General features: G+C 32.4%; 16 protein-coding genes and 1 other RNA gene. 7 read left to right on the top strand and 10 right to left on the bottom strand.

Annotated features, from left to right (window positions below):
- Positions 1 to 4: 4 nt before the first annotated feature.
- The 4 genes from AC1RRN_RS06655 to AC1RRN_RS06640 form a co-directional block, all read right to left on the bottom strand.
- Complete coding sequence (locus AC1RRN_RS06655; protein ID WP_492966556.1) at positions 5 to 3,037, bottom strand: SusC/RagA family TonB-linked outer membrane protein; 3,033 nt, start codon at positions 3,035 to 3,037, stop codon at positions 5 to 7.
- A 364-nt stretch (positions 3,038 to 3,401) separates the two neighbouring features.
- Positions 3,402 to 4,427, bottom strand: a complete 1,026-nt coding sequence (locus AC1RRN_RS06650) for a glycosyl hydrolase family 18 protein (protein WP_492966555.1) — start codon at positions 4,425 to 4,427, stop codon at positions 3,402 to 3,404.
- A gap of 83 nt (positions 4,428 to 4,510) precedes the next feature.
- Complete coding sequence (locus tag AC1RRN_RS06645; RefSeq protein WP_492966554.1) at positions 4,511 to 6,034, bottom strand: SusD/RagB family nutrient-binding outer membrane lipoprotein; 1,524 nt, start codon at positions 6,032 to 6,034, stop codon at positions 4,511 to 4,513.
- 11 nt (positions 6,035 to 6,045) lie between these two features.
- Positions 6,046 to 9,234 carry a SusC/RagA family TonB-linked outer membrane protein gene (locus tag AC1RRN_RS06640; RefSeq protein WP_492966553.1) on the bottom strand — a complete coding sequence of 1,063 codons (3,189 nt, stop codon included), beginning with the start codon at positions 9,232 to 9,234 and terminating at the stop codon, positions 6,046 to 6,048.
- A gap of 270 nt (positions 9,235 to 9,504) precedes the next feature.
- Between AC1RRN_RS06640 and AC1RRN_RS06635 the strand changes: the two genes are divergently transcribed.
- The 3 genes from AC1RRN_RS06635 to AC1RRN_RS06625 all read left to right on the top strand — a co-directional run bounded on the left by AC1RRN_RS06635 (position 9,505) and on the right by AC1RRN_RS06625 (position 12,896).
- Positions 9,505 to 10,557, top strand: coding sequence for a sensor histidine kinase (locus tag AC1RRN_RS06635; protein ID WP_492966552.1), 1,053 nt, complete (start codon positions 9,505 to 9,507; stop codon positions 10,555 to 10,557).
- Positions 10,547 to 11,248, top strand: coding sequence for a LytR/AlgR family response regulator transcription factor (locus AC1RRN_RS06630; protein ID WP_492966551.1), 702 nt, complete (start codon positions 10,547 to 10,549; stop codon positions 11,246 to 11,248). The genes AC1RRN_RS06635 and AC1RRN_RS06630 overlap by 11 nt, the downstream gene beginning before the upstream one ends.
- A 178-nt stretch (positions 11,249 to 11,426) precedes the next feature.
- A complete protein-coding gene (locus tag AC1RRN_RS06625; protein ID WP_492966550.1) occupies positions 11,427 to 12,896 on the top strand; it encodes an MFS transporter in 1,470 nt (489 codons plus the stop codon).
- 79 nt (positions 12,897 to 12,975) lie between these two features.
- Here the strand turns inward: AC1RRN_RS06625 and AC1RRN_RS06620 are convergent, their stop codons facing one another.
- The 4 genes from AC1RRN_RS06620 to ffs all read right to left on the bottom strand — a co-directional run bounded on the left by AC1RRN_RS06620 (position 12,976) and on the right by ffs (position 15,411).
- Positions 12,976 to 13,470, bottom strand: coding sequence for a hypothetical protein (locus tag AC1RRN_RS06620; protein WP_492966549.1), 495 nt, complete (start codon positions 13,468 to 13,470; stop codon positions 12,976 to 12,978).
- A gap of 87 nt (positions 13,471 to 13,557) precedes the next feature.
- Entirely contained in the window at positions 13,558 to 14,214 is a 657-nt protein-coding gene (fsa, locus tag AC1RRN_RS06615; RefSeq protein WP_492966548.1) for a fructose-6-phosphate aldolase, read from the bottom strand.
- Between the two features lie 125 nt (positions 14,215 to 14,339).
- Positions 14,340 to 15,143 carry an SDR family oxidoreductase gene (locus AC1RRN_RS06610; protein ID WP_492966547.1) on the bottom strand — a complete coding sequence of 268 codons (804 nt, stop codon included), beginning with the start codon at positions 15,141 to 15,143 and terminating at the stop codon, positions 14,340 to 14,342.
- A 170-nt stretch (positions 15,144 to 15,313) separates the two neighbouring features.
- An RNA gene (ffs, locus tag AC1RRN_RS06605) (signal recognition particle sRNA small type) lies at positions 15,314 to 15,411 on the bottom strand.
- An 88-nt stretch (positions 15,412 to 15,499) separates the two neighbouring features.
- Between ffs and AC1RRN_RS06600 the strand changes: the two genes are divergently transcribed.
- Both AC1RRN_RS06600 and hutI read left to right on the top strand, forming a co-directional pair.
- Positions 15,500 to 16,552 (top strand): glutaminyl-peptide cyclotransferase, encoded by a 1,053-nt coding sequence (locus tag AC1RRN_RS06600; RefSeq protein ID WP_492966546.1) that lies wholly within the window; start codon positions 15,500 to 15,502, stop codon positions 16,550 to 16,552.
- Positions 16,553 to 16,670: 118 nt separating this feature from the next.
- On the top strand, positions 16,671 to 17,909 hold the full coding sequence (gene hutI, locus AC1RRN_RS06595) for an imidazolonepropionase (RefSeq protein WP_492966545.1): 1,239 nt from the start codon (positions 16,671 to 16,673) through the stop codon (positions 17,907 to 17,909).
- A gap of 87 nt (positions 17,910 to 17,996) precedes the next feature.
- On the opposite strand, the gene AC1RRN_RS06590 is transcribed toward hutI, so the two are convergent.
- Positions 17,997 to 18,875 carry a DUF8428 domain-containing protein gene (locus tag AC1RRN_RS06590; RefSeq protein WP_492966544.1) on the bottom strand — a complete coding sequence of 293 codons (879 nt, stop codon included), beginning with the start codon at positions 18,873 to 18,875 and terminating at the stop codon, positions 17,997 to 17,999.
- A 97-nt stretch (positions 18,876 to 18,972) separates the two neighbouring features.
- Here AC1RRN_RS06590 and AC1RRN_RS06585 point away from each other — a divergent pair, with 97 nt between their 5' ends.
- Positions 18,973 to 20,010: a formimidoylglutamase gene (locus tag AC1RRN_RS06585; RefSeq protein WP_492966543.1), complete on the top strand. Its 1,038-nt coding sequence runs from the start codon at positions 18,973 to 18,975 to the stop codon at positions 20,008 to 20,010.
- Between the two features lie 135 nt (positions 20,011 to 20,145).
- Entirely contained in the window at positions 20,146 to 21,396 is a 1,251-nt protein-coding gene (locus tag AC1RRN_RS06580; protein WP_492966542.1) for a DEAD/DEAH box helicase, read from the top strand.
- Here the strand turns inward: AC1RRN_RS06580 and AC1RRN_RS06575 are convergent.
- Positions 21,393 to 23,600 carry a response regulator gene (locus tag AC1RRN_RS06575; RefSeq protein WP_492966541.1) on the bottom strand — a complete coding sequence of 736 codons (2,208 nt, stop codon included), beginning with the start codon at positions 23,598 to 23,600 and terminating at the stop codon, positions 21,393 to 21,395. The genes AC1RRN_RS06580 and AC1RRN_RS06575 overlap by 4 nt on opposite strands.
- Positions 23,601 to 23,618: the final 18 nt, after the last annotated feature.

Raw genomic sequence — 23,618 nt, 5'->3', positions numbered from 1 at the left:
AAAATTAGAATGTTACATTTAAATTAAGACCGATACTTCTTGTAGATGGTAATCCATAAATATCAACACCTTGTAAACCTTCGCCTGTACTTAATGCAATATTTGGGTCAAACGGTGCATCTTTGTAGATAAAAAATAAGTTTCTTGCAATTAAAGAAATACTTGCACTCTGAATAAATGGTAATTTTTTAGCACTGAAATTATATCCTATTGAAAGCTCTCTAACACTAACATTAGTTGCGCTGTAAACGTATTCTCCTGTGATTCCTGCTCTACCACCTACCTGTGTATAGTAAAGTTTAGCATCCATACTTGAAACCGGAGTTCCATCGCTTGCTCTTACTGCATTTACACTAACACCACCTGCATTTCTTGCATCACCTGTAGCTTTTGAAACTCCAAAAGAATCATTCTGTGCTTGTGTCAAACTCATTACTTCACCACCAAAACGACCATCGATTAATACATTAGCGAAGAAAGAACCTAATTTGAATGAGTTAGAAAAACCTAACATAAAATCAGGATTAGAATTTCCTACTTCTTCAAAATCAGTTTTTTGAATTGTTCCATCGTCATTTAACAACATTCTTCCCTGAGCATCTTTTTTGTAGTTAATACCTTCAATAACCCCAAATGGTTTTCCTTCAATTAAAGCATATCTGTAGCTATTTACACCCGCTTCAGTCAAGTTAACTCTACCTCCTAATTCAGTAGGAATTTCTTTTACCTTATTTTTATTTTGCGAATAGTTAATACTTGAATCCCATGAAAATTTTTCTCCTCTGATAATTCCTGCTGTAACAACTGCCTCAAAACCTTTATTTTCGATACTACCTGCATTGATACCGTAAAAATCAACTCCTTGAGAATTTCCTTTTGGTGCAACAACTTGTAAGTATTGATTTTTAGTTTCTGAATTATAGTAAGACAATTCGAATGTAAATCTATTGTTAAACATTCTCCATTCTGTACCAAACTCATACTCTGACTTCAATTCTGGTTTCAATGATGTTCCTTCTTTTGGAGCAACTTTTGGTTTTGGATCTGTAACACCCGGAGTGTAGTAATAAGTTGGAGTAGTTACAAATGGAGCAACGTCATTACCAACTTCTGCATATGTAGCACGAACTTTACCAAAGTTAATCCATTCTGGCATTGTTGCCATTTCGCTAATAATAGCTGTTATACCCACAGATGGATAAAAGTAACTAGGATTAGAAGTGTTTGCTAACGTTGATGACCAGTCATTTCTTGCTGCAACATCTAAGAATAACATTTCTTTATATCCAAAAGTAGTGGCTGCAAATATAGATTGTACTTCTTTTCTTGAATCTATAGTTTGGTAATTTCCTGCATTATTATTGAAGTTTTGTAATGTAAACCAGTTAGCATATTTTAATCCTGCACTAATTCCTGAATCCAAAATAGTTTTTTGGTTTCCTAGTGTATTAGTAACACTCGTACCAATGTTTGCGTTGAAAGTAAAATCATCGCTGAATTTTGTATTAATAGTAGCGATTAAATCAGCATAACGTTGTGTGCTTAATGCATCTTCTACATAATATCTACCATTTATGTGAGATATTGTACCTTGCGTAGTTGCGTATATTTTTTTATCAAAAGCATTCTCTGCTCTATTATAGCTGTATCGTCCTGCAATACTTAACCAATTATTAGCTTTATAAGTCAAAGATAACGCTCCATTAAAGAAATTGTTTTTATCTACAGATTTATTTCTATTTATACCCCAATATGGGTTTTGCATAATATCTCTGTTTGTCATCCAGTTTTGCGCCATTAAGTTTCTGTTTGGATCAAAAACTTCATAATTATTTTTATAATAATCAAAATCATTTCCTCTTGGCATCAAATAAACTCCTGTCAAAGGATTGAAATAAAATCCATTTACTGGTTTGTTTTCAATATTCTGAGTAGTATAATTAGCGTTTGCTGCAAAAAGAAGTTTATCATTAAAGAATTTCGCTGTTTGACGAATACCAAAATTGTTTTTCTTAATACTATTTCCTGGCATAATACCTGTTCCTGAAGTATTTGAATAAGTAAATGCTGTAGAAGAATTGTCAGCAGAAGTTGAATATCCTACTGAAGTAATTTGCGTGTTTCCAACATTAAAAAAATCTTTTACATGATCTTTTGATTTTCCTGCAGCACCCCATGATTCATCAGCACCTGGAGCGGCAATATAATCACTTTGAAATTTAGGCAAATATGCAGCTGATTCAAAAGTTGTTACAGATGAAACTGTAAGACTTGGTTTACCAGCTTTTGCTTTTTTAGAAGATAATAAAATTACTCCATTTGCTCCCTGGCTACCATATAATACAGATGCAGCAGCACCTTTTAATACAGTCATACCTTCGTAATCATCTGGGTTAATAAGAGAAACAACATCACCACCATCACGGTTTCCTGTAGATGTACTACCAAAACTATCGTTTGGCTGGCTTGAAGAACCATTATACAACGGAATACCATCAATAACATATAAAGGTTGATTGTTTGTTACTGAAGAATTTCCTCTAATTACAACTTTTGTAGATCCTCCAGTTCCGCTTGAACTTTTAGTTACAGCAACACCGGCAATTTTACCTGCGATAGTATTAATAAGGTTAGCGTCTCTCACTCTTGTCAACTCTTCTCCTTTAAGCTCTTGAGCTGCATAAGTTAAAGACTTTCTTGTTTTCTTAATACCTAAAGAAGTTACTACAACTTCATTCAATGCATTAGTAGATGCCGTATTCATTTTCACATTAATTGTAGTAGCATCACCTACAACTATACTTTGCGTTTCAAGACCAACATAGCTAAAAACTAATGTCTGTCCTTTTTGTGCTTCAATTGAGTACAAACCGTCAAAATCGGTAGTAGCACCTTTTTGACCTCCTTGTACTGCAACAGATGCCCCTGGCAATGGCATCCCGTCAGAATCCGTAATCACACCTTTAACATTTTTTACCTGAGCAAGAGAAACTTGCGCCGTAAAAACAATCATAAAGATTAAGAAAATTTTTTTCATGTTTATTTATTTTGTTAGTTATGGTGTAAAATTATTCTTAAGGTATTGTTAAAAAAAATATATTATACAAACAGCAATAAATTTTAAACAAACGACATAAAACAATCAATAATCTGTTTTTCGAAAACGTTTTCACTTAAATAAACATCACTATTTTCAACACTAATGGATATTTTATTCACTAAATTAACTTTTTTAATAAAAAAAAATAACATTCAATAAATCACTAAACACCTGATAGTTACACAGAAAATTATATTTTATTTAACAAGATTTATACATTCTCAATAATTCTGGTTTTCTAAACCAATTCTTTTTATAGATAACATCTATATTTTTCAAATGAAGAATCAGAATATTTATTTTAATTGCCGCAAAGTCCCGTAGTTTTAAATTTTAAATGGGAGTATTTTTTATGAATTACATCTAATAAAGAATATTCACCAAATGAGTCTTGAGCTATCTCCCAAATCATAATACCTCCTGCATTTTCTGAAGCAAATTCAACTTTTTGAGCAATTAAAGGTCTTCCGTTATAGTATATTTTTCCTATTTCGTCCAGATCTGCATATTGAGTTCCTGCTTCTACAATTTGACTAAAAGTAGCACTGGTTACATTTGCATAAGTAAAATTATAACCATAAAAAGGTACTCCGAGTGTTAATTTTTCGCTTGGAACATTTTGTAGTTTGTGCCAAAAATTGATTCCGTCTTGTGCATTAGTAAATGAACTGTGCTGTCCGGGATTATTTGGTGTCCACGGTCCGGTACTATCATAGGACATAATATTTAAAAAATCAAAGGCATTTAATGCTGCAGAATTTATATTATCGAAACGAGAATTATTGGGTAATGCTGCTGTCATTAACTTTTTATGTTCAGTCAGACTTTTTCTTAATTCAATAACAAAACTACTATAACCAGTTGTTACGGCATCCCATTCCAGGTCAACATCAACTCCATCCAGATGATGAAGCTCAACAAAATTTATAATATTCTGAATCAAATTAGGTCTGTTTTCAGATTTATCTATTAACCACGACCAATTGGCTGCCTGTTCTTGTGATAAAACTCCGCCTGCGAGCGAAATACTTATTATAATATTAGGGTTAACAGATTTAGCATATTTGATTACCTCATCAATATTTCCATTAAAATTTATGTTGGCATTTTTATCGGGATTTGCAAAGGCAATATTTAAATGTGTCAATTTGCAGAACTGAATCGACTGCATTTTATTAAAATTATCCGAAGATAAATAACCAACCACTCTCGCTGTTTTACTTTTCGACTCTTCATAATCGTTTTCTTTTTGGGTAGAGCAACTATAGGCCGAAAAAAAAGAACATATAAAAAAAAGGATGCCTAATAAGGCTTTATTTTTTATCATAATTTTTAATTTAAACTTTTGTTTTTAATTTTAATTAGAATGAAAATAGCACCTTATTAGGCATAACTTATTTGGGATATTTTTTAGTTTTTATCCCACCAAACTTTATTTAACCAATCATTAGTTCCACCCATTCTTGATAAAGCTTCCTTATAATTCACTTCATTTTTCTGTGCTTCATCATTAGGATAATACAAACGTGTTGGTGTAACACCTCCTGTTTCAGAATCTGCATTGGTTATTGGAATTAATTTTGGAAATCCTGTTCTTCTCCAGTTTGAATACGCTTCAATACTATTAAATATATATGTAATCCATAGCTGCGTAGCAATTTGCTCTTTTTCTTTTCCTGCCACTAATGGCTTAGCGGTTAAGTACGTATTTATATTTGCCGGTGTTGCCGGTGTTGCACCATAAATCTCTAATTGTTTTATACCTGCTTCAACCCCTTTTTTATAATAATCTGCGGCAGAACCTGAAACCCAGCCTCTAAAAGCTGCTTCAGCCAATAATAGTTGTGTTTCTGAATAACTTACATGCAAAAATGGAGTTGTTTTTTTCTTAAAATAATCTTGAATTCCTGAAGTTGAACTTGCGCCCATTGGAACTTCCCATTGAAAAAGTCCTGGTTTTACTCCTTCATATTGTGTTTCACCTGGTTGTAATGGTGCACCCCAGGCAAGACTACTAGTTGTTTTAGGAGTTGCCAGCATTGGAAGTCGCGGATCTCCATTATCTCTTAAAAAGTCTATAACTAAAGTACTAAAGTGATCTCCATTTTCGTTACCCACAAGGGCATATGCCAATCCATTACCTCTAAAATCAATAGAAGCCGGATCATCGTTAAATGTGGCATCTAAATGTTTCATGATACAATTGTCAAGATTACTTTCAAACACGCCTGCTTGTAAAGCCGCTTTAACTTGTTTTTCAGCTTCGGCTGGTTTTACCTCAGAAATTCTCATTCCCAAACGCAATCTTAATGTATTCGCCAATTTTTTCCATTTAGCGATATCTCCATTATAAAACAAATCGCCTTTTACTAGTCCGCCACCAGCATTTAATTGGTTGTTCGCTTCTTCCAGATCTTTAAAAAACGAAGAATAAATATCTTCTTGTTTATCATATTTAGGAGTTACGATTCCTTTTGAAAAGCCTAATCCAGCTTCAGAATAAGGAATATCACCATAAATATCAGTTATACGCTGTGCTACCATTACTTTCATGATTTTAGCAACAGCATTCATATTTACAGCCGCAGGATCACCACTTGTTTTTTCAAGGATATCAACAACATTTTTCAATTCGTTTTGATAGCCATTTCTCCATAATGCAGTTGCGTATCCATCGTTTTTTTTGAATTTGCTACCAAATTCAGTTACATTCCATGCTCCTGCATAATGTTGTACAAAACCACCGGAATAAATTAAGTTGGTTCTCCACTGATAAAATCCATCTCCCGACATACATAATTGGGTAAACGTAAGTTGTCCGGCTGGATTTGCAGACAATGCCACCGGATCTTTTTCCAGTTCGTCAAAATTTTCGGTACAGCCTACTACAATAAACAATATGAGTGTGGCTATTATTATATGTTTAAATTTCATAATTTCTTTTTTTAGAATGCAACTTTAATATTAAAACCATAAGATCTTCTAAATGGTAATGCCCCATATTCAAATCCTTGTCCGTTTCCGGAAGTATACATTGATTCCGGATCAACGTTTGGAAGGTCTTTATTAAATGTCAATAAATTTCTCGCAAATGCCGAAATGTAAATTGAATTTATTTTTGCTCCACTATAAACACTTTTCGGAATACTATATCCCAAACTAACCTCTCTTAATTTTACATAAGAAGCATCATAAATAAATGGCGCAGGAGAATTGTTGAATACTGTGTTCCAATAATCTTGTGGATTAACAGGAGTAGTGTTTTTTACATATACCGGATTTGCAGCTGTTCCTGTATTTACAACACCTTCTGCTACATAACCAGCTGTAGGAATCCATGTTCCCTGACTAAAGTTAGGATCACTGGCAACTGCTGCTGCTCTTGCATGATTATATTCATCTCTACCTTCAGTAGTTACATCTAAAAGTCCTTTTGTTGCAGCAACTGAATTGGTCATCGAATAAACATCCATACCAAATTTCATATCTATCAGAAATTGAAGTGTAATACCTCTATAGCTAAATCTGTTAGTTAAACCTGCAGCCCAATCCGGAAGTCCTTTTCCTAATGCTACTTTTTCATCAGTAAACAAAGGCAAACCATTTGCAGCTACTACCTTTTCTCCAGCTTCATTTCTTAAAAAATCTCTACCCATAATAGTACCGTACTGACCACCAACTTTTGCTACGATAGAAGCTCCTGCCCAACGTGCATCAGAAATGGTGTAAGTATTAATGTCTGGATGTAAAGAAAGTATTGAGTTTTTGTTTTTTGAGAAGTTCAAATCAATTCCCCATTCAAAATCTTTAGTTTTAATTGGTGAACCTGATAAAAATATCTCGATACCTTCGTTTCTTAATTCTCCGGCATTTACAGAAATAAATTCATATCCAGAAGTTGAAGATGAAGGTAAATCCAGTGTTTGGTCAGAAGTATCTTCACGATATACTGTAATATCAGCTTTTAATCTGTTTTTAAAGAAAGCCGTTTCAAGTCCAAACTCAATTCCAGTTTTAGATTGGTAAGTTAAATCGGGATTAGGGGCTGCTGTATTTTTAATATTTACAACACTCTGACCATTGTAGGAAGCAAAAGTAGTATAGTTTAATGCATTTTTGTAAGCACCCGGTGCATTTGAAACTTGCGCCCATGATGCTCTAAATTTTCCATAGCTAAACGTATCACTCTGAATACCAAATGCATCTGAAAACACAAAACCTAATGAAGCTGCAGGATAAAATGCATCTTTATTGATTACACTAAACCAATCATTTCTACCTGTAAACTCAGCATATAGATAACCTTTATAGTCAAACTTTGCAGAACCATAAACTGAATTTGTTCTTGTTTTTGTTTCTACAGGAGCATTTTCTGTTTGATTTACAAAATTACTAATGTACTCTGTTCCCGGTTCAATAATTTTAGTTCCAAATCTTGAATTTTGTTCTCTTCTAAAATCTCTTCTACTTGCTCCCAAAATTCCGGAAAAAGTAAAATCTGTTGCTAATTTTATATTGCTGAAAGTTGCAATTAAATCAGTATTCATTTCTGAGACATTGATATTATTTAAACCAAGATATCCTTCATCTCTTCCTGGCCAGGTACTTCCTGCAGCCATAAAATCTTTAGCACCAAAAGCATAAGTGTCTAAACCTGTTCGAAAAGTTAAGGCAACCCATTTTTTTAATTGATACGTTCCTGCAACATTTCCGATAAAACGATTTTTTACGGAAGAGTTATGATTTTCTTGTGTAGTAAAATAAGGATTCAATTGATAAACATTACTGTTCCATTTATAAATTTCCCCAGTTTCTTCATTTTTATAATTTTTTAACCAGGCCTGATCAATATTAGGCGCCAATCCACTCAATGAATATCCAACATTATTAGGAGAATCTCCTAAACCTGGTCTATTATTGGTATTCTCGGCAATGTAATTTACATTGGCATCTAAAGTAAATTTCTCTGATTTTAAAGTTGCATTTAAACTGGCGTCATTTCTTTCCAAACCAGAATTTGGAATAACATCATCATTTTTCAAATTGTTGAAACCAAAACGTACGAATGCATTTTCATTTCCTCCAGATAATGCCACTCCATTTGTAGTGGTAAACCCTGTTCCAAAAAAGTCCTGAATATTATTTTCAACTTTTGCATATGGTTTCATCGAACCATCAAATATTTTTACTTGTTGTCCAACTGTTTCAGAAAACTTAGGTCCCCATGCATTTGTAGTATATCCATAAATTTCTGTAGGAGATTTCAAAGGATCTGGCAATACACCATTTGATCCTGTACCATATTCACTTTGAAAATCTGAATATTTAGCATTTACTCGATCAAAACTCACGCCGCTGGTTAATTCAACCTGAAGTTTTCCTTTGTTACCTTTTTTAGTTGTAATTAAAATTACTCCATTTAATGCTCTTGAGCCATAAAGAGCTGCAGCAGCTGCACCTTTTAATACCGTTAAACTTTCAATGTTATTCGGATTAATACCAGAAATTCCATCTCCATTATCTCTTCCATCAAACCACATACTATTTGCAGCGCTATCATTTGATAAACCTCCGTTATCAATAGGAACACCATCTACAATATAAAGTGGCTGATTACTCTCACCAATACTGGAAATACCCCTAATAATAACCCTTGTACTTCCGGCTACTCCAGTTGCAGGAATCGAAACATCGACACCGGCTATTCTACCAGAAAGCGCAGTTGTAACATTCGTTGTAATTACTTTATTTAATTGATCTCCTTTGACATCCTGAACTGCATATCCCAGTTCTTTCTTTTGTCTTTTAATACCTAATGCAGTAACGACAACTTCCTCTAAGTTTTGCGCATCCTCAGTTAGCACAACATTTAATGTAGTCGCTGTTGTAACAGTTACAGCTTTAGTTTTAATTCCTATATACGAGAAAACCAAAACATCTCCTGGAGATGCCTGTATCGTATATATACCATCATAATCACTTTGAGTTGCTGTTTTTGTGCCTTGAACTATAACAGTTACTCCTGGCAACGGCAATCCGTTTTGATCGCTTACTAAACCTTTGATTGTTTTCACTTGTGCAAGTGCAACTTGCGTAGTGAGAAAAATCATAAAGATTAACATAATTTGTTTCATTTTTTCATGGTTTTTTTTAGTTAAGCGATAAATTTATTGTTAAAATTAACATAAATAAAACAATTTATACAAACAACACCAAACCTTAAACAAACGACATAAAACACTCAACATTATGTTTTGCGAAAACGTTGTCTTAAAAAAATAATCGACAAAATGACAATTTTTATAAAATTTTATTCAAAAGAATTGCGTTTTAACAACTAATTGTTTAAAGTTGCAGAATATTATAGCAGAATAACAAAGACCACTAATCCCTTATTAATTAAGTTGAACGATATTCAAAAATTAAACTTTGACATAAAACTTCAAAATCATTTTTGGTTTTGGGGCAGTTACTTTACTTTGAACTTTTTACGATGGGGAGCGTATTTCAATGATTATCCTTATTCATTCAAATCAAATTTAGTTGAGTTCTCGCTGCATATTCCTTTAGTATATTTTAATCTGTTTGTTTTAGTTCCACGTTACGTACTAAAACAGAAGTATATCACCTATACATTTTCTCTGCTACTAAGTTTATTTGCGATTTATTTACTCAAAACAGCACTTACCTATTATATTATATCTGAAAATATCTGGCCAGAAGCCAATCGTGAATATCACCCTTTTGAGATCAATCATATTGTGGCGGTTTGTATTGGTGAATTATATGTTTTGGCAATGGCTTCATCTGTTTATCTGACTTTAACCTGGTTGCGTGAGCGTGAAAGAAACAGGTCGCTACGGGAGAATCAATTCAAAATCAAATTAAAATATCTTGAAAACCAGATTCAGCCGCATTTCTTTTTCAATACATTAAATAATCTATATGCTTTATCTTTAGAATCGTCAGATAAGGTTCCGGACGTTATCATTAAATTATCAAATTTGATGGAATATGTTTTGTATGATGTTAAAGGAACCAAATTTGTTCCTTTAATTAAAGAAATAGATTATATTCAAAATTACATTGAAATTGAAAAATTACGCTTTGAAAATGTTGAAGTTACAATCAACTTAGAGTCTAATATTGAAGACATTGTTGTACCCCCTTTAATATTCATTTCGCTGGTCGAAAATGCCTTTAAACACGGTGGTTTGAACAATCGAAACTTAAAAATTAAGATCAATTGTAAAGTTATCAATAATAAAATGTTAGATTTTGAAATCCTAAATAATTTTGTAATTTCACAAAATCTTAATTCAAAAGGTGGAATTGGATTAACTAACACCAAGAAAAGATTGAAGTTAATTTACAAAAACAATTTCAGCTTAAAACAAACGACAAAATTGAATTACTATATAATCCGTTTGCAAATACCTATTCATAATGAAGATTAAATGCGTGTTGATTGATGATGAGCCATTAGCTATCAAAGTCCTGCAAAATTATTTCAATAATTTTACTGATTTTGAAGTTATAGCTACATTCAATAATTCTTTAGAAGCGCTTGATTTTATAAACAGCACAACTGTTGATGCAGTATTTTTGGATATCAATATGCCAATGATGACTGGATTTGAATTAATTAGTCTGATCGAAAACAAAACCAAAGTAATTATTACAACTGCTTTTAGAGAATTTGCTGCTGAAAGTTATGATCTTGATGTTTTAGATTATTTGGTAAAACCTATTCCGCTTCCAAGATTTATAAAATGCATAAATAAAATCACTACTGAATATAATTTAAAGAACAATATTAAGGTAGAAACCACAAAAGGTGACTCTCATATTTTTATTAAGGTTGATAAAAAAATGATGAAAATTAATATTGAAGAGATTTTATTTGTTGAAGGAATGAAGGAATACATCAAGGTCGTTACACCTGATAAAACCTATATTACACACAAATCTTTAACATCATTATCTGAAGAATTACCTGCAGATCGCTTCCTTCGCATCCATAAATCTTATGTAATTGCCTTAAATAAGGTAAAATCTATTGAAGGAAATCGTATTCAGATACAATCTTACACTATTCCTATTGGTCGAAACTATAGCAAAGATGTAAAAACCAAAATTCTTGAATAAAATACTATTTCATTTTTCGTTTTCTAACTAGGTAAAAATTAACACTTTGTTGAAAAAATGATGTTGTTGGTTTAAATTTAACATTATTTGTGCCTTTTTATTTTTTTTTGATATACTTAACAAATATATTTACGGTCTTCAAAAAACAATAAATTAAAAAATTAACCTTATTACAATTATGAGTTCAGAAAATGTGCAAACCAAGTGGGGGCAATTTATCTCATTGATAATCGTCTTCTTCTTTTGGGGTTTTGTTGGATCTGCCAATGACATCTTAATTCCAGTATTCAAAAAAGTATTTACCTTATCTCAGGTACAATCGCAATTAGTAGCCTGGGCGTTCTACGTTTCTTACTTTGTAGGATCGATAATCTTCTTTTTAGTTTCTCTAAAAGTAGATGTTTTACAAAAATTTGGATACAAAAAAACACTTTCAGCTGGTTTAGTTCTTTCAGCTGTTGGTTCCTTTTTATTCATTCCGGCAGCAACAATGGAAAGCTTTCCTTTCTTCTTAACTGCTTTGTTTACTGTTGGTTTAGGATTTTCAATTCAACAAATTGTTGCCAATCCTTTAGCTATTAAAATGGGAAGTCCTGCAACAGGAGCGCACCGTTTAACATTGGCAGGAGGTATTAACTCTTTCGGAACAACTATTGGAGCTATTCTTTTAGGAATTGCTTTATTCGGAATGGGAGATGACAAAAAAACTTCACTTTCATTAGAAGATATTAAATTACCATTTATCATCTTAGGTCTTGCTTTTATTGCTGTAGCTATTTTCATGAACTTTTCAAAAATTGAAGATCCTGCAAAAGAAGAGGAAGAAGTGGTTAAAGTAGCACACGAAAAATTCACCATATTAGATTACCCACAACTATATTTAGGAATGTTAGGTATCTTCATTTATGTTGGAACTGAAGTAACCATCATTAGTAATTTACCAGCTTTATTACATACCGCTGAATTTGGTAATGTTTTAGAAGATGCCATTGCTCCATTTATAGCCCTTTACTGGGGAAGTTTAATGATTGGCCGTTGGAATGGTGGGGTAAACGTTTTCAACACTTCAAATCTGGTAAACACAGCACTTAAATTTATTGTTCCTGCTATCGCATTTGGAGTAATTATTGGAGCTAATATTTTTGCCGGACATGACGTTTCTTCATTTTATATCTATCCAATCTGGATTTTACTATTTATCGCTGTAAGTTTTGTTGGAGGTAAAAATGCAGGAAAGACTTTAATGCTTTTCGGTATATCAGGTGTATTAATGATGTTGATTGGCTTGGTTTGTCCAGATCCTTCAATTGCTAAATTCTTCTTTATCTCCGGAGGTTTATTCTTATCTATCATGTGGCCTTCTATCTTCGATTTAGCGATTGCAGGTTTAGGAAAAAATACAGGAAAAGCATCTTCATTCCTAATTATGATGATTCTTGGAGGAGGAGTTATTCCTTTGATTCAGGGAAGCATCTGTGATATTGATTTGACCAGTCCAGAAGGAATTTTCGGAATCACATGGACACATTTCTCTTATATCGTTCCATTAATTGGTTTTGCATACTTAGGATTCTATGGTTTCTATTGTCCTAAAATATTAAAAAGACAAGGAATTAATCATGTTGAAGGCGGTGGCGGAGGTCACTAATTCAAATTAATATAGAAAAAAGTCCCGTTTTACAATGTGAAACGGGACTTTTTTATGTTTAAAACAAAATGCATGAATTTTATTTTTCTGTCATGATGTTCTTCAAATTTTTCTTAAAAATTACTTTATTTTGTTCCGATAATGTATAAACAACTTCTTTATCAGCATGAACAATAACCTTGTCTATATTTGCTTCTAAAAGCGCCTTAGGGTCTTTAATTTTTAAAGTACACGCTCCATCAAAAAAACCATCATCTTCAATTATTTTTCTGGCTTCAATTACAGTTCCATCACTTAAGACTGCTGAAATAGTCATTTCCTTATTCAATGTTTTAGAATAAAAACCATCCATTACCAACAATAATCGGTAAGAATTTTTCATTTCCGGACCTTTAAATTCATGACGTGTAATATTATAACGCAACCCTTTGGCAAGTGTCTGAAATTTTACCGTACAATCTAATTCAAAAGTAGCCACATCACCAGCTTCATTTACTGATTTTAAAACCTTCGCCTGTGCATTTACCTGCAAACCAGCTACTAAAAACACAAACATTACTAGTACTTTTTTCATATTTAGGTTATTTTAAGAATAAAAATAGAAAAAAAAACGCCATCTTTTACAAGAAAGATGGCGTTTGTACTTCGTATTGAAGTGGTATTATTTATTTCCTTTTTCGAAATCAGCAACAAATTGAGCTAATCCGATATCAGTTAATGGATGTTTCAACAAACCTGCAATTGCAGAAAGAGGACCAGTCATAACATCTGCACCAATTTTAGCACAATTTACAATGTGCATAGTATGACGCACAGAAGCTGCTAAAATTTGAGTTTCGTATCCGTAATTATCATAAATTAATCTAATCTCTTCGATTAAATTTAAACCATCTGTAGAAATATCATCTAAACGACCAATAAAAGGAGAAACATAAGTTGCTCCGGCTTTTGCAGCTAATAAAGCTTGGCCAGCTGAAAACACAAGTGTTACATTTGTCTTAATTCCTTTATCAGAAAAATATTTCGCAGCCATTACACCTTCTTTAGTCATAGGTAATTTCACTACGATTTGATCATGCAATTCAGCTAGTTCTTCACCTTCTTTGATCATTCCATCATAATCCAATGCATTTACTTCGGCACTTACATCACCTTCCACAAGATTACAGATGTCAACATAATGCTTTAAAATGTTGTTTTTTCCGGTAATACCTTCTTTTGCCATCAATGATGGATTCGTTGTTACACCGTCTAAAACACCTAATGCTTGTGCTTCTTTAATTTGCTCTAAATTAGCTGTATCAATAAAAAATTTCATAATATATTTAAATTAATTGTGTTGATTATTTGAGCGTGTTCCAATCCCGATAGCTATCGGGAGGATTTTCGGCTATATCTTTTACTCACAAAAGCCTCTATCCTTCACGCAATTTCGGTGCAAAATTACAACTTATAATGATTCATTAACATTTTTTCATAAACTTTATCTGGAAGAGCACGTTTTAGTACAATCGAAAATTTCTGCATAAAAACACCAACTTTATAATGCACTTTGGGACTTTTCTGTTGTATAATTTTAAAAATAGCTTCAGCCATTTCATTCGGATTACTTCCCGCATCAACATGTTCATTCATTGTTGCAAGGGTATCTCCATATACCTTCTCATAAGCAGAACCTTGAATAACCGGGGCATGATAACGTCCTGAAGCAATATTTGTAGCAAAATCACCTGGTGCTACATTTGTAATTTCAATCCCAAAAGACTTCACTTCCATTCGTAAAGCTTCAGTAATCAATTCTAAAGCTCCTTTTGAGGCCGAATAAACACTTCTGTAAGGCAATCCCATATAGCCGGCAATAGAAGTTATATTTATAATCAAACCCGATTTTTGCTCACGCATTTGTGGTAAAACAGCTTTCATTACTTCTATTGGTCCGAAAAAATTGGTTTCAAAATTGTTTTTGATTTCTTCCATCGGAATTTCTTCTAATGGTCCGGTAATTCCAACTCCAGCGTTATTAATTACAACATCTAATCGCCCTGAAATTTCAATAATTTTGGCAACAGTTGACTGAATCGATTCTGTATTACGAACATCTAAAGTCAATAATGGAAAAACAGAATTAAGAACTTTTTCAGGATTACGACTTGTTCCGTAAACAACGAAACCATTTTTATGTAAAAATTCTCCAATAGATTTTCCAATCCCTGAGGATCCTCCGGTTATTAAAACGACTTTACTCATTTTTGGTTAGATGTTAAATGTTATAGGTTAAACGTGATGGTCTATGAGTAGAGCTGAATATAAGAGATAACTTAACCTCTCACATAATTTCTAACTTACGACAGGTCCAAAAATAAAAAAATCCTCCCGAAGGAAGAAGACTACTTTTGTATTAAATCTAAAAATAAAAAAAATGGCAAGCGACCTACATCGCACCGCTCAACCACGTACCCTTGCTATGTTCCCATCCTGGGGGAGTCTGCAGGAGCTGGTCGTGTAGGACTTGCCGGTGCAAATATACAATCTTTTTATATTTTTGCAAGAGCTTTGTTGCTATAAAAATATCGTTGTATATTGGCTTATTCAAATTTTAAACTATGAAAAAATATAACTTCCTAACTGTCATTTTATTAGGAATGACATTAATTGGGTGTGGAGATAAAAATAAAGGTGAAAATTCTTTATTTACTATCGATGATTCTGCGTTTCCGGCTCATTTTACGCAAAAAGAAGTGCTTACAATTGGGATTTTAAACCCAAAATCGAAAGAAATTGATAGCGTTGCCTACTTCATAAACGACAAAAGAGTTGGGAGTACGAAAGGTACTGAAGAATTTAGATATGAATTATTAGATCAAAAATTGGGGTACCAATATCTAAAAGCTACTGTTTATTTTGATGGAGATTCTTCAGATGCTACAAAACGAATTGAATTGGTTTCTGATTTCGAGCCGAAATTATTAAAGTACAATGTTGTTCATTCCTATCCGCATGACAAAAAATCTTTTACTGAAGGTTTAGAGTTTCACAATGATACATTGTATGAAAGTACGGGACAAGAAGGCGCTTCGTATTTAAGAAAATACGACTACAAAACAGGAAAAATTTACAACCAAATAGATTTAGATAAGAAATATTTTGGAGAAGGAATCACTTTCATCAACGGTAAATTATTTCAATTAACCTGGCAAAATAAAACAGGCTTTATATATGATTCGAAAACGCTTAAACTCGAAAAAACTTTTACTTACGACAAGGATATAGAAGGCTGGGGAATGACAAATGACGGAAAATATATTTATCAAACTGATAAAACAGAAAAGATCTGGAAAATGGATCCTGCAACTCAAAAAATGATTGATTATGTAAATGTCTATTCTGGAACTTCAAAAATCAAAGCAATTAATGAATTAGAATGGATAAACGGAAAAATCTATACTAATGTTTGGTTTAAAGATGCAATTGCTGTTGTAAATCCTACATCAGGTGCTGTTGAAGGAATTTTAGATATGTCAGGTTTACGTAAATTTATGACAGATATAACCAAAGATGATGTTTTAAACGGAATCGCTTACAATCCTAAAACAAAAACCATTTTTGTAACCGGTAAAAACTGGAGCAAAATGTTTGAAATCACGGTTTCAGAATAAAACATAATTTTTTAAAAACACGAATTTCACAGATTTCGCGAATTGGTTCGTGATAATTTGTGACCCGACCGTATGGGAACAGGCGAAGCAAATTTGTGTTTTATAACAATATCAAAATATGACAACTTTAATTATCAACATAAAAGAATTGCTTCAGGTTCGTGAAACTTCAATTTCTAAAGTTTCCGGAGCTGAAATGGCCATTCTTCCAACTATTAAAAATGCTTTTTTAATTTTAAAAGATAATTTAATTGAAGATTTCGGATCAATGGAAAATCTTCCTGAAATTAAAGCAGACACCATAATTGATGCAACTGGACGAATAGTTCTTCCAACCTGGTGCGACAGCCACACACACATTGTATATGCAGGAAATCGCGAACAGGAATTTGTAGATAGAATCAACGGATTTACGTACGAAGAAATTGCGAATCGCGGTGGCGGAATTTTAAATTCGGCTAAAAAACTCAACGAAACTTCTGAAGAAGAAATTTACGAACAATCAAAACTTCGACTAGAAGAAGTTATGCGTTTAGGAACTGGAGCTGTTGAGATAAAATCTGGTTATGGACTTACTGTTGAAGGTGAACTAAAAATGCTACGCGTTATTAAAAAACTGGCAGAAAATTATCCAATTGCAATAAAAGCTACGTTTTTAGGAGCGCATGCGTTCCCATTACATTATAAAGAAAACAAGCAAGGTTATATAGATGAAATTATAACGAAAATGCTTCCTGAAATAGCTCAAAATAAACTTGCCGATTATATTGACGTATTCTGTGAAACCGGTTATTTTTCTGTAGAAGAAACAGAACAAATTATGCAAGCCGGAATTCAATTCGGCTTAAAGCCAAAAATCCACGTGAATCAATTCAACTCTATTGGAGGAATCCAGTCTGGAATCAAATTTAAGGCCCTTTCCGTCGATCATCTCGAAATTATGAACCCGGAAGACATTGATGCTCTAAGAAATACTGAAACAATGCCTGTAGCTTTACCGTCCTGTTCTTATTTTTTAAGTATTCCGTACACTCCTGCACGTGAAATGATAAAAGCGGGACTTCCTTTAGCTTTAGCGACAGATTTCAACCCTGGCTCTACTCCATCCGGAAATATGAATTTTGTGGTTGCAACGGCTTGTATTAAAATGAAAATGACACCAGAAGAAGCGATCAACGCTGCCACTATAAATGGCGCTTATGCAATGGGACTTTCGGAAACCCATGGAAGCATTACAAAAGGAAAAAAAGCCAATCTAATAATGACGAAACCAATTTCATCTTATTATCAAATTCCATATGCTTTCGGAAGTAATTTAATTGAGAACGTTTTTCTGGAAGGAGAAATTCTGAACTAAAATTTAAAATTCTTTCATATAAAAAAAGGTCTGTGAAAACTTCACAGACCTTTAATATTTTAGTGGTATTTATTCCCTCTGGACGTATTATCTCAAAGTAAAACTAGTTTTAGAAACTAATTCATCATTGTCAAAAACATTGATAAAATAAGTTCCTTTTTCGAAATCTTTACCAATTAAGTCTTCAGAAACCTGTACCGTTTTATTTTCGTATTTTACGGTAGTTTTAAAACTGTAAGTCAGAGTATTGTCTCCAAAAGTCTCCGTTTTTTTATCTCCTAAAACATTGTTTTTACTATCGATAACTTGTACATAGTACGTTTTATCTCCCGATTTAGCGATTGAATTTTCAGCAATTGTAAAACTAACTTTTAAAACGTCTGCACGGCTTGCTTTATCTGTTTCAACTTGTTTACCAGAACCTTTTACTTTGTAAGCAATAGTTTTAGTATTTAAAACTGATAATTTTGAACCTTTTTCAACTGTTTTAGCCAATTCTTCGTTTTGACCAACTAATACTTCGTTGTATTTTTTAGATTCACCTAAAACCACAATAGTGCTATCTCTCTGAACTGTCAAAACACCATTTTGTTTTTTCAACTCGTCGTTTTCAGCAACTAAAGTTTTCATTTTGCCTTGCATTGCCTGAACCTGAGATCTGTATTTAGATACATCACCTTTAGATTTATTCAAATCATCCATTAAAGCTACTACTTTGTCTCTTTCCTGAATTAACTCATCAGACATTGATGTGTTTTCAGCAATAGCAGCATCATAAGTTGCTTTTAATTCTTGTAAATCTTTCATAACAGATTCTTTTTCTGTCATGGTGGTTGTAAGCTCTGTTTTAACTACTTCTGTATCAGAAGATAATTTAAAAATATACACTAAGCTACCAATCAGTAGGACTGCTAAAACTGCGATTACCGCTTTTAGACTTGAGTTGTTGTTCTTTGGGTTTTCCATATTTAAATAATTTTCTTTAAAAACAAATTTAAGAATTAATATATCCTAATAACGTAAGTTAATACAATTATATTATTTTTGAACAATATTTTTTTTTATGGAGAAATTAATTCCTTTTACTGTTAATGATTTAGCAAAAGTCACCAATCACAGAAGTGGTGAAATAAAGTTTGGAGAGAAGATGATTGTCATTCCGAAAGGAGCAGACAAGATTGCTTTTCTAAAAGAAAGTGAGGCTAAATATGTGCTTTTGGGAATTCCTGAAGATATTGGTGTGCGTGCAAATTACGGCAGACCCGGAGCGGCATCGGCATGGCAATGTGCTATAAAAAGTATTGCTAATATTCAGCATAATCGTTTTTGCAAAGGCAGCCAGATCATTGTTTTGGGCCAAATAAATGTTGCTGAGGAAATGCGCGATGTTGAAAATCTGGATTTTAATGATATCGACGATAGATCAAAATTAAGTCAGTTGGTAGAAAAAATCGATAAAGAAGTATCTCATATTATTTTCACCATTATAAAAGCAGGAAAGACACCGATTATTATTGGAGGAGGCCACAATAATGCTTACGGAAATATAAAAGGTTCAGCTTTAGCCAAAGGAAAACCTATAAATGCCATTAATTTTGATGCACATTCTGATTTTAGAATTTTAGAAGGTCGCCATAGCGGAAATGGTTTTTCTTATGCTTATGAGGAAGGTTTCCTGAAAAAATATTTCATTTTTGGTTTACATGAAAATTATACTTCAAAAAGCGTTCTTGACATCATTAAAAAATTAGAAGATCGTGTTCGCTATAACACTTACGACAGCGTAAACATTCGAAAAGAAAAAGAATTCAACAAGGAAATGATTATGGCCTTAGATTTCATAAAAAATGATTCTTTTGGTATCGAAATCGATTTGGATGCCATTCCAAATATTGCCAGTAGTGCTATGACAATTAGTGGTTTTTCTGTAGAAGAATTGCGACAGTTTGTATCTTTCTTTGGACAACATAAAAATGCTACTTATTTGCATATCTGTGAAGGCGCGCCAGATTTAGCCGATTCTCCAAATAACAATTTAATAGGAAAACTAATTGGCTATTTAATAACTGATTTTATCAAGGCAAACAACGAAAAAATCTAATCTTAACTGAAATTTTAATAGCTAATAATTAGTGCATTTCCCAAATAAACCCCAATTCAAATAAACGATTGGCTGAATAAACCTATCTTTGCACAAAATTTTAGTACTTTAAACTAAAATCTTAATACCTAAGATATGTTATTCGAAGATTTATCACTTTCAAAAAGTATACAAAAAGCCGTATTTGAAGAAGGCTACTTAAACCCCACTCCCATTCAGGAACAATCTATTCCGATCGTTTTATCGGGAAGGGATTTAATTGGTTGTGCACAAACGGGTACGGGAAAAACAGCGGCATTTGCTATTCCAATTATACATCAGTTACACCGAATTGTTGGTTCATCAAAAAAAGCCAAACAAATTCGTGCTCTTATAGTTACACCAACGCGTGAATTAGCCGTTCAAATTGGACAAAGTTTTGATACTTATGCAAAATACACCAATTTAACGCAATTGACCATTTTTGGTGGAGTTTCTCAAAATCCGCAAGTTGACACTTTAAAAAATGGTGTTGATATTTTAGTTGCGACCCCAGGAAGACTATTGGATTTACAAAAACAAGGTTTTCTGGATTTGGATCACTTACATACCTTGGTTTTAGATGAAGCTGATCAGATGCTGGATATGGGTTTTATAAACGATGTAAAAAAGATCGTAAAATTAACCCCAAAAAACCGTCAGACTTTATTGTTCTCTGCTACGATGCCAATTGCGATTCGCGAATTAGCCGAAATGTTTCTTCAGGATCCTGCAAAAGTAGAAGTATCACCCGTTTCATCAACTGCAGAAACTGTAGAGCAACGTGTATATTTTGTTGAAAAAACAGAGAAAAGAAATTTATTATATCATTTAATAAAAAACGAAAATCTATCTAATGTTTTGGTTTTTTCAAGAACCAAACATGGCGCAGACAATGTTGTAAAAGCACTTCGTAAAAAAGATATTCCGGCTGAAGCAATTCACGGAGATAAATCTCAAAATGCAAGACAACGTGTTTTGGATGCTTTTAAAAATAAAGAAGTTGGCGTGCTTGTTGCAACAGATATTGCTGCAAGAGGAATCGATATTGATCAGTTACCATATGTAATCAACTTTGATTTACCAAATATTCCTGAAACATACGTTCACCGAATTGGTAGAACCGGACGAGCAGGAAACGGTGGAATTGCGATTTCATTTTGTGGTAAAGATGAAGAACCGTATTGGAAGGACATTCAAAAATTAATAAAAGTAGATGTAAAAACGATTACTGATCATCCTTATCCATGGCATTCAGGAAGTCCTGAAGCAACGGCTGAAAAACCTAAAAATTCAAACCGAAGCGGAGGCGCCCATAAATCAAGAAAATCAAATGCTTCTAAGCAAAATAAAAAACGTTGGTATTAACCAACGTTTTTTGCTTCTTGTATTAAGTAACTTATAATTTTAAATAGTTTAATCGGTTCAAAAGGTTTCACTATAATATCATTGATTCCTGATGAAATAGCTTCATCTGTTATTTCGTCCTTATCAAAAGCAGTTAGTGCTACAATAGGTGTTCTTATACCTTTTAATCGAATTCTTTTTGTAGTTTCAAAGCCATTCATCAAAGGCATATTGATATCCATCAAAATCAGATCAAAATCTTCTTTCTCAATAATACTCAATGCTGCAAAACCGTCATCGACTACCTTACAAACATAATTATTCTTTTCGATTATCTTTTTTGTAACCAGTTGATTGATCAGATTGTCTTCGACAATTAAAATTTTATAAACTTCACTGGATGTTAAATCTACTTCTATCTCTTCAATAATCTTTTTTGTTTTCTGAGGATCGTGTTCAAACGAAATTACAAAAGAAAATGATGTTCCGGCACCAATATCGCTTTCCAGAGTAATCGTACTTCCAAAAAGCCCTAAAAGTCTTTTTACAATACTTAGCCCTAAACCTGTACCTTGATAATCCTCATCTTTTCTTCCCACCTGAACAAATTTTTCAAAAATCTTGTCCTGATCTACAACAGCGATTCCTACACCATTATCAATAATATGAAACTCTAAAAAATTAAATTTCCCTTCTACTTTATTAAGTTTAACTATAATTTCTACTTCACCATCTTTCGTGAATTTTAATGCATTACTAACTAAATTCATCAGAATTTGAGCCAATCTTAATTTATCACCAATTAGATACTCAGGAATACATGGATCAATAGCAACCTTGATTTTATTATTATTCTTTTGAGAAAGAAAAGAAAGTGAATTTTTAATCATCGTAATTTCATCTGAAATATTAAATGTCAGATTTTCAAGTATCACTTTATTTTCTTCAATTTTATTAATTTGTAAAATATCATTTACCAAAGACAATAAATAACGTGCGGAAAATTTTAAAGAGCTCAAATGCTGGCTTTGCGATAACTCTTTATGTTCTTCTAATAACATATTCGTTATACCTACAACACCATACAAAGGAGTACGCAATTCGTGGCTTATAGTCGAAATAAATTGCGTCTTGAGCAAAGAAGCTTCCTCTGCAATTTCTTTAGCTTTTAAAAGCTCTAAATTATGCAGTTTCTTAAACCTGATATTCTTTATTAATGTTACAATAAGAAAAAGAAGAATCAAAGAGATAAGAACAAATAAGACTACAATAATTCTTGATTTTTTAAGACTTTGATATTGCGATATCTTTTCGCTTTCAATTTTATCAATTTGTCTTTTGTATTCGTCTAATTCAAGATTAAAACCTGCAATCGACGCCTTTTTAAGTTTTTCCTGATTATATAAATCTTCTGTAATTTTATTGTATAAAGTAAGATTTTCATATGCTTCTTTATATTTCTTTACTTTAAGTAAAAATTTAGAATATTCTAAATAGGCAAAAGATAAATCTGATTTCTCATTACTATTCTTTCCAACCTGAATTGCGTTTATGAAATAAGCATTTGCAGTATCATCTTCATTTCGGTAACTAGCATACATTCCATTAAGCATATTTACAATAATCTCTGTTGATTCGTCACCGTACTTTTCAACATTGCTTCCAACAAACTTTAAATAAGGATATCCTTCTTTAAATTTACCAACATCGAAATAGGCCCAGGCTATATTTACATTCGTAAAATAAACCTGACTTAAATCGTTGATTTTTAAACCGTAAGCTATTGATTTCTTATAATAATTAATTCCCTTATCAAATTGTTTCTTTTCAAAACAATACATATTACCTAAATTATTATAAAGATTATATTTTATGGAATCATTATCCGTCTTATTAGCATAATCTAAACTTTTTTTATAGAAGAAGATTGCCTTATCAACTTCTGCTAATTCATTATAATTAGCAGCAATGATATTGTAAGAACGGGAAATTAAAGTATAATTTTTAGCATTTGTAGCAGAGTTTAGAGCAACTCTGGAAATAATTAATGATTTTTCGAAGTTTGATTCTCTAAAATTAACTAAAGCTTCTTTTACAAGTTTATCCGCTTTTAATGACGCTTCATTATTACTTTGTGCTATTACGTTAAAAGAAAGAATATTCAGTAATAAAGAAGACGCTAAGAAAAATCGAAATCTAAACATAGTCAAATATATTATTTCCAAATATACATCATTTAAGAT

Source organism: Flavobacterium sp. GW821-FHT11G01, assembly GCF_058808175.1.
This window is presented reverse-complemented; position numbering and strand designations above follow the sequence as displayed.

What these genes read in the sequence shown, in the direction of transcription:
- fsa (WP_492966548.1), bottom strand. Translation starts at nt 14,214, where the DNA reads ATGAAATTTTTTATTGATACAGCTAATTTAGAGCAAATTAAAGAAGCA.
- AC1RRN_RS06645 (WP_492966554.1), bottom strand. Translation starts at nt 6,034, where the DNA reads ATGAAATTTAAACATATAATAATAGCCACACTCATATTGTTTATTGTA.
- AC1RRN_RS06650 (WP_492966555.1), bottom strand. Translation starts at nt 4,427, where the DNA reads ATGATAAAAAATAAAGCCTTATTAGGCATCCTTTTTTTTATATGTTCT.
- hutI (WP_492966545.1), top strand. Translation starts at nt 16,671, where the DNA reads ATGACAACTTTAATTATCAACATAAAAGAATTGCTTCAGGTTCGTGAA.
- AC1RRN_RS06640 (WP_492966553.1), bottom strand. Translation starts at nt 9,234, where the DNA reads ATGAAACAAATTATGTTAATCTTTATGATTTTTCTCACTACGCAAGTT.
- AC1RRN_RS06580 (WP_492966542.1), top strand. Translation starts at nt 20,146, where the DNA reads ATGTTATTCGAAGATTTATCACTTTCAAAAAGTATACAAAAAGCCGTA.
- AC1RRN_RS06630 (WP_492966551.1), top strand. Translation starts at nt 10,547, where the DNA reads ATGAAGATTAAATGCGTGTTGATTGATGATGAGCCATTAGCTATCAAA.
- AC1RRN_RS06600 (WP_492966546.1), top strand. Translation starts at nt 15,500, where the DNA reads ATGAAAAAATATAACTTCCTAACTGTCATTTTATTAGGAATGACATTA.
- AC1RRN_RS06585 (WP_492966543.1), top strand. Translation starts at nt 18,973, where the DNA reads ATGGAGAAATTAATTCCTTTTACTGTTAATGATTTAGCAAAAGTCACC.
- AC1RRN_RS06655 (WP_492966556.1), bottom strand. Translation starts at nt 3,037, where the DNA reads ATGAAAAAAATTTTCTTAATCTTTATGATTGTTTTTACGGCGCAAGTT.
- AC1RRN_RS06610 (WP_492966547.1), bottom strand. Translation starts at nt 15,143, where the DNA reads ATGAGTAAAGTCGTTTTAATAACCGGAGGATCCTCAGGGATTGGAAAA.
- AC1RRN_RS06620 (WP_492966549.1), bottom strand. Translation starts at nt 13,470, where the DNA reads ATGAAAAAAGTACTAGTAATGTTTGTGTTTTTAGTAGCTGGTTTGCAG.
- AC1RRN_RS06625 (WP_492966550.1), top strand. Translation starts at nt 11,427, where the DNA reads ATGAGTTCAGAAAATGTGCAAACCAAGTGGGGGCAATTTATCTCATTG.
- AC1RRN_RS06590 (WP_492966544.1), bottom strand. Translation starts at nt 18,875, where the DNA reads ATGGAAAACCCAAAGAACAACAACTCAAGTCTAAAAGCGGTAATCGCA.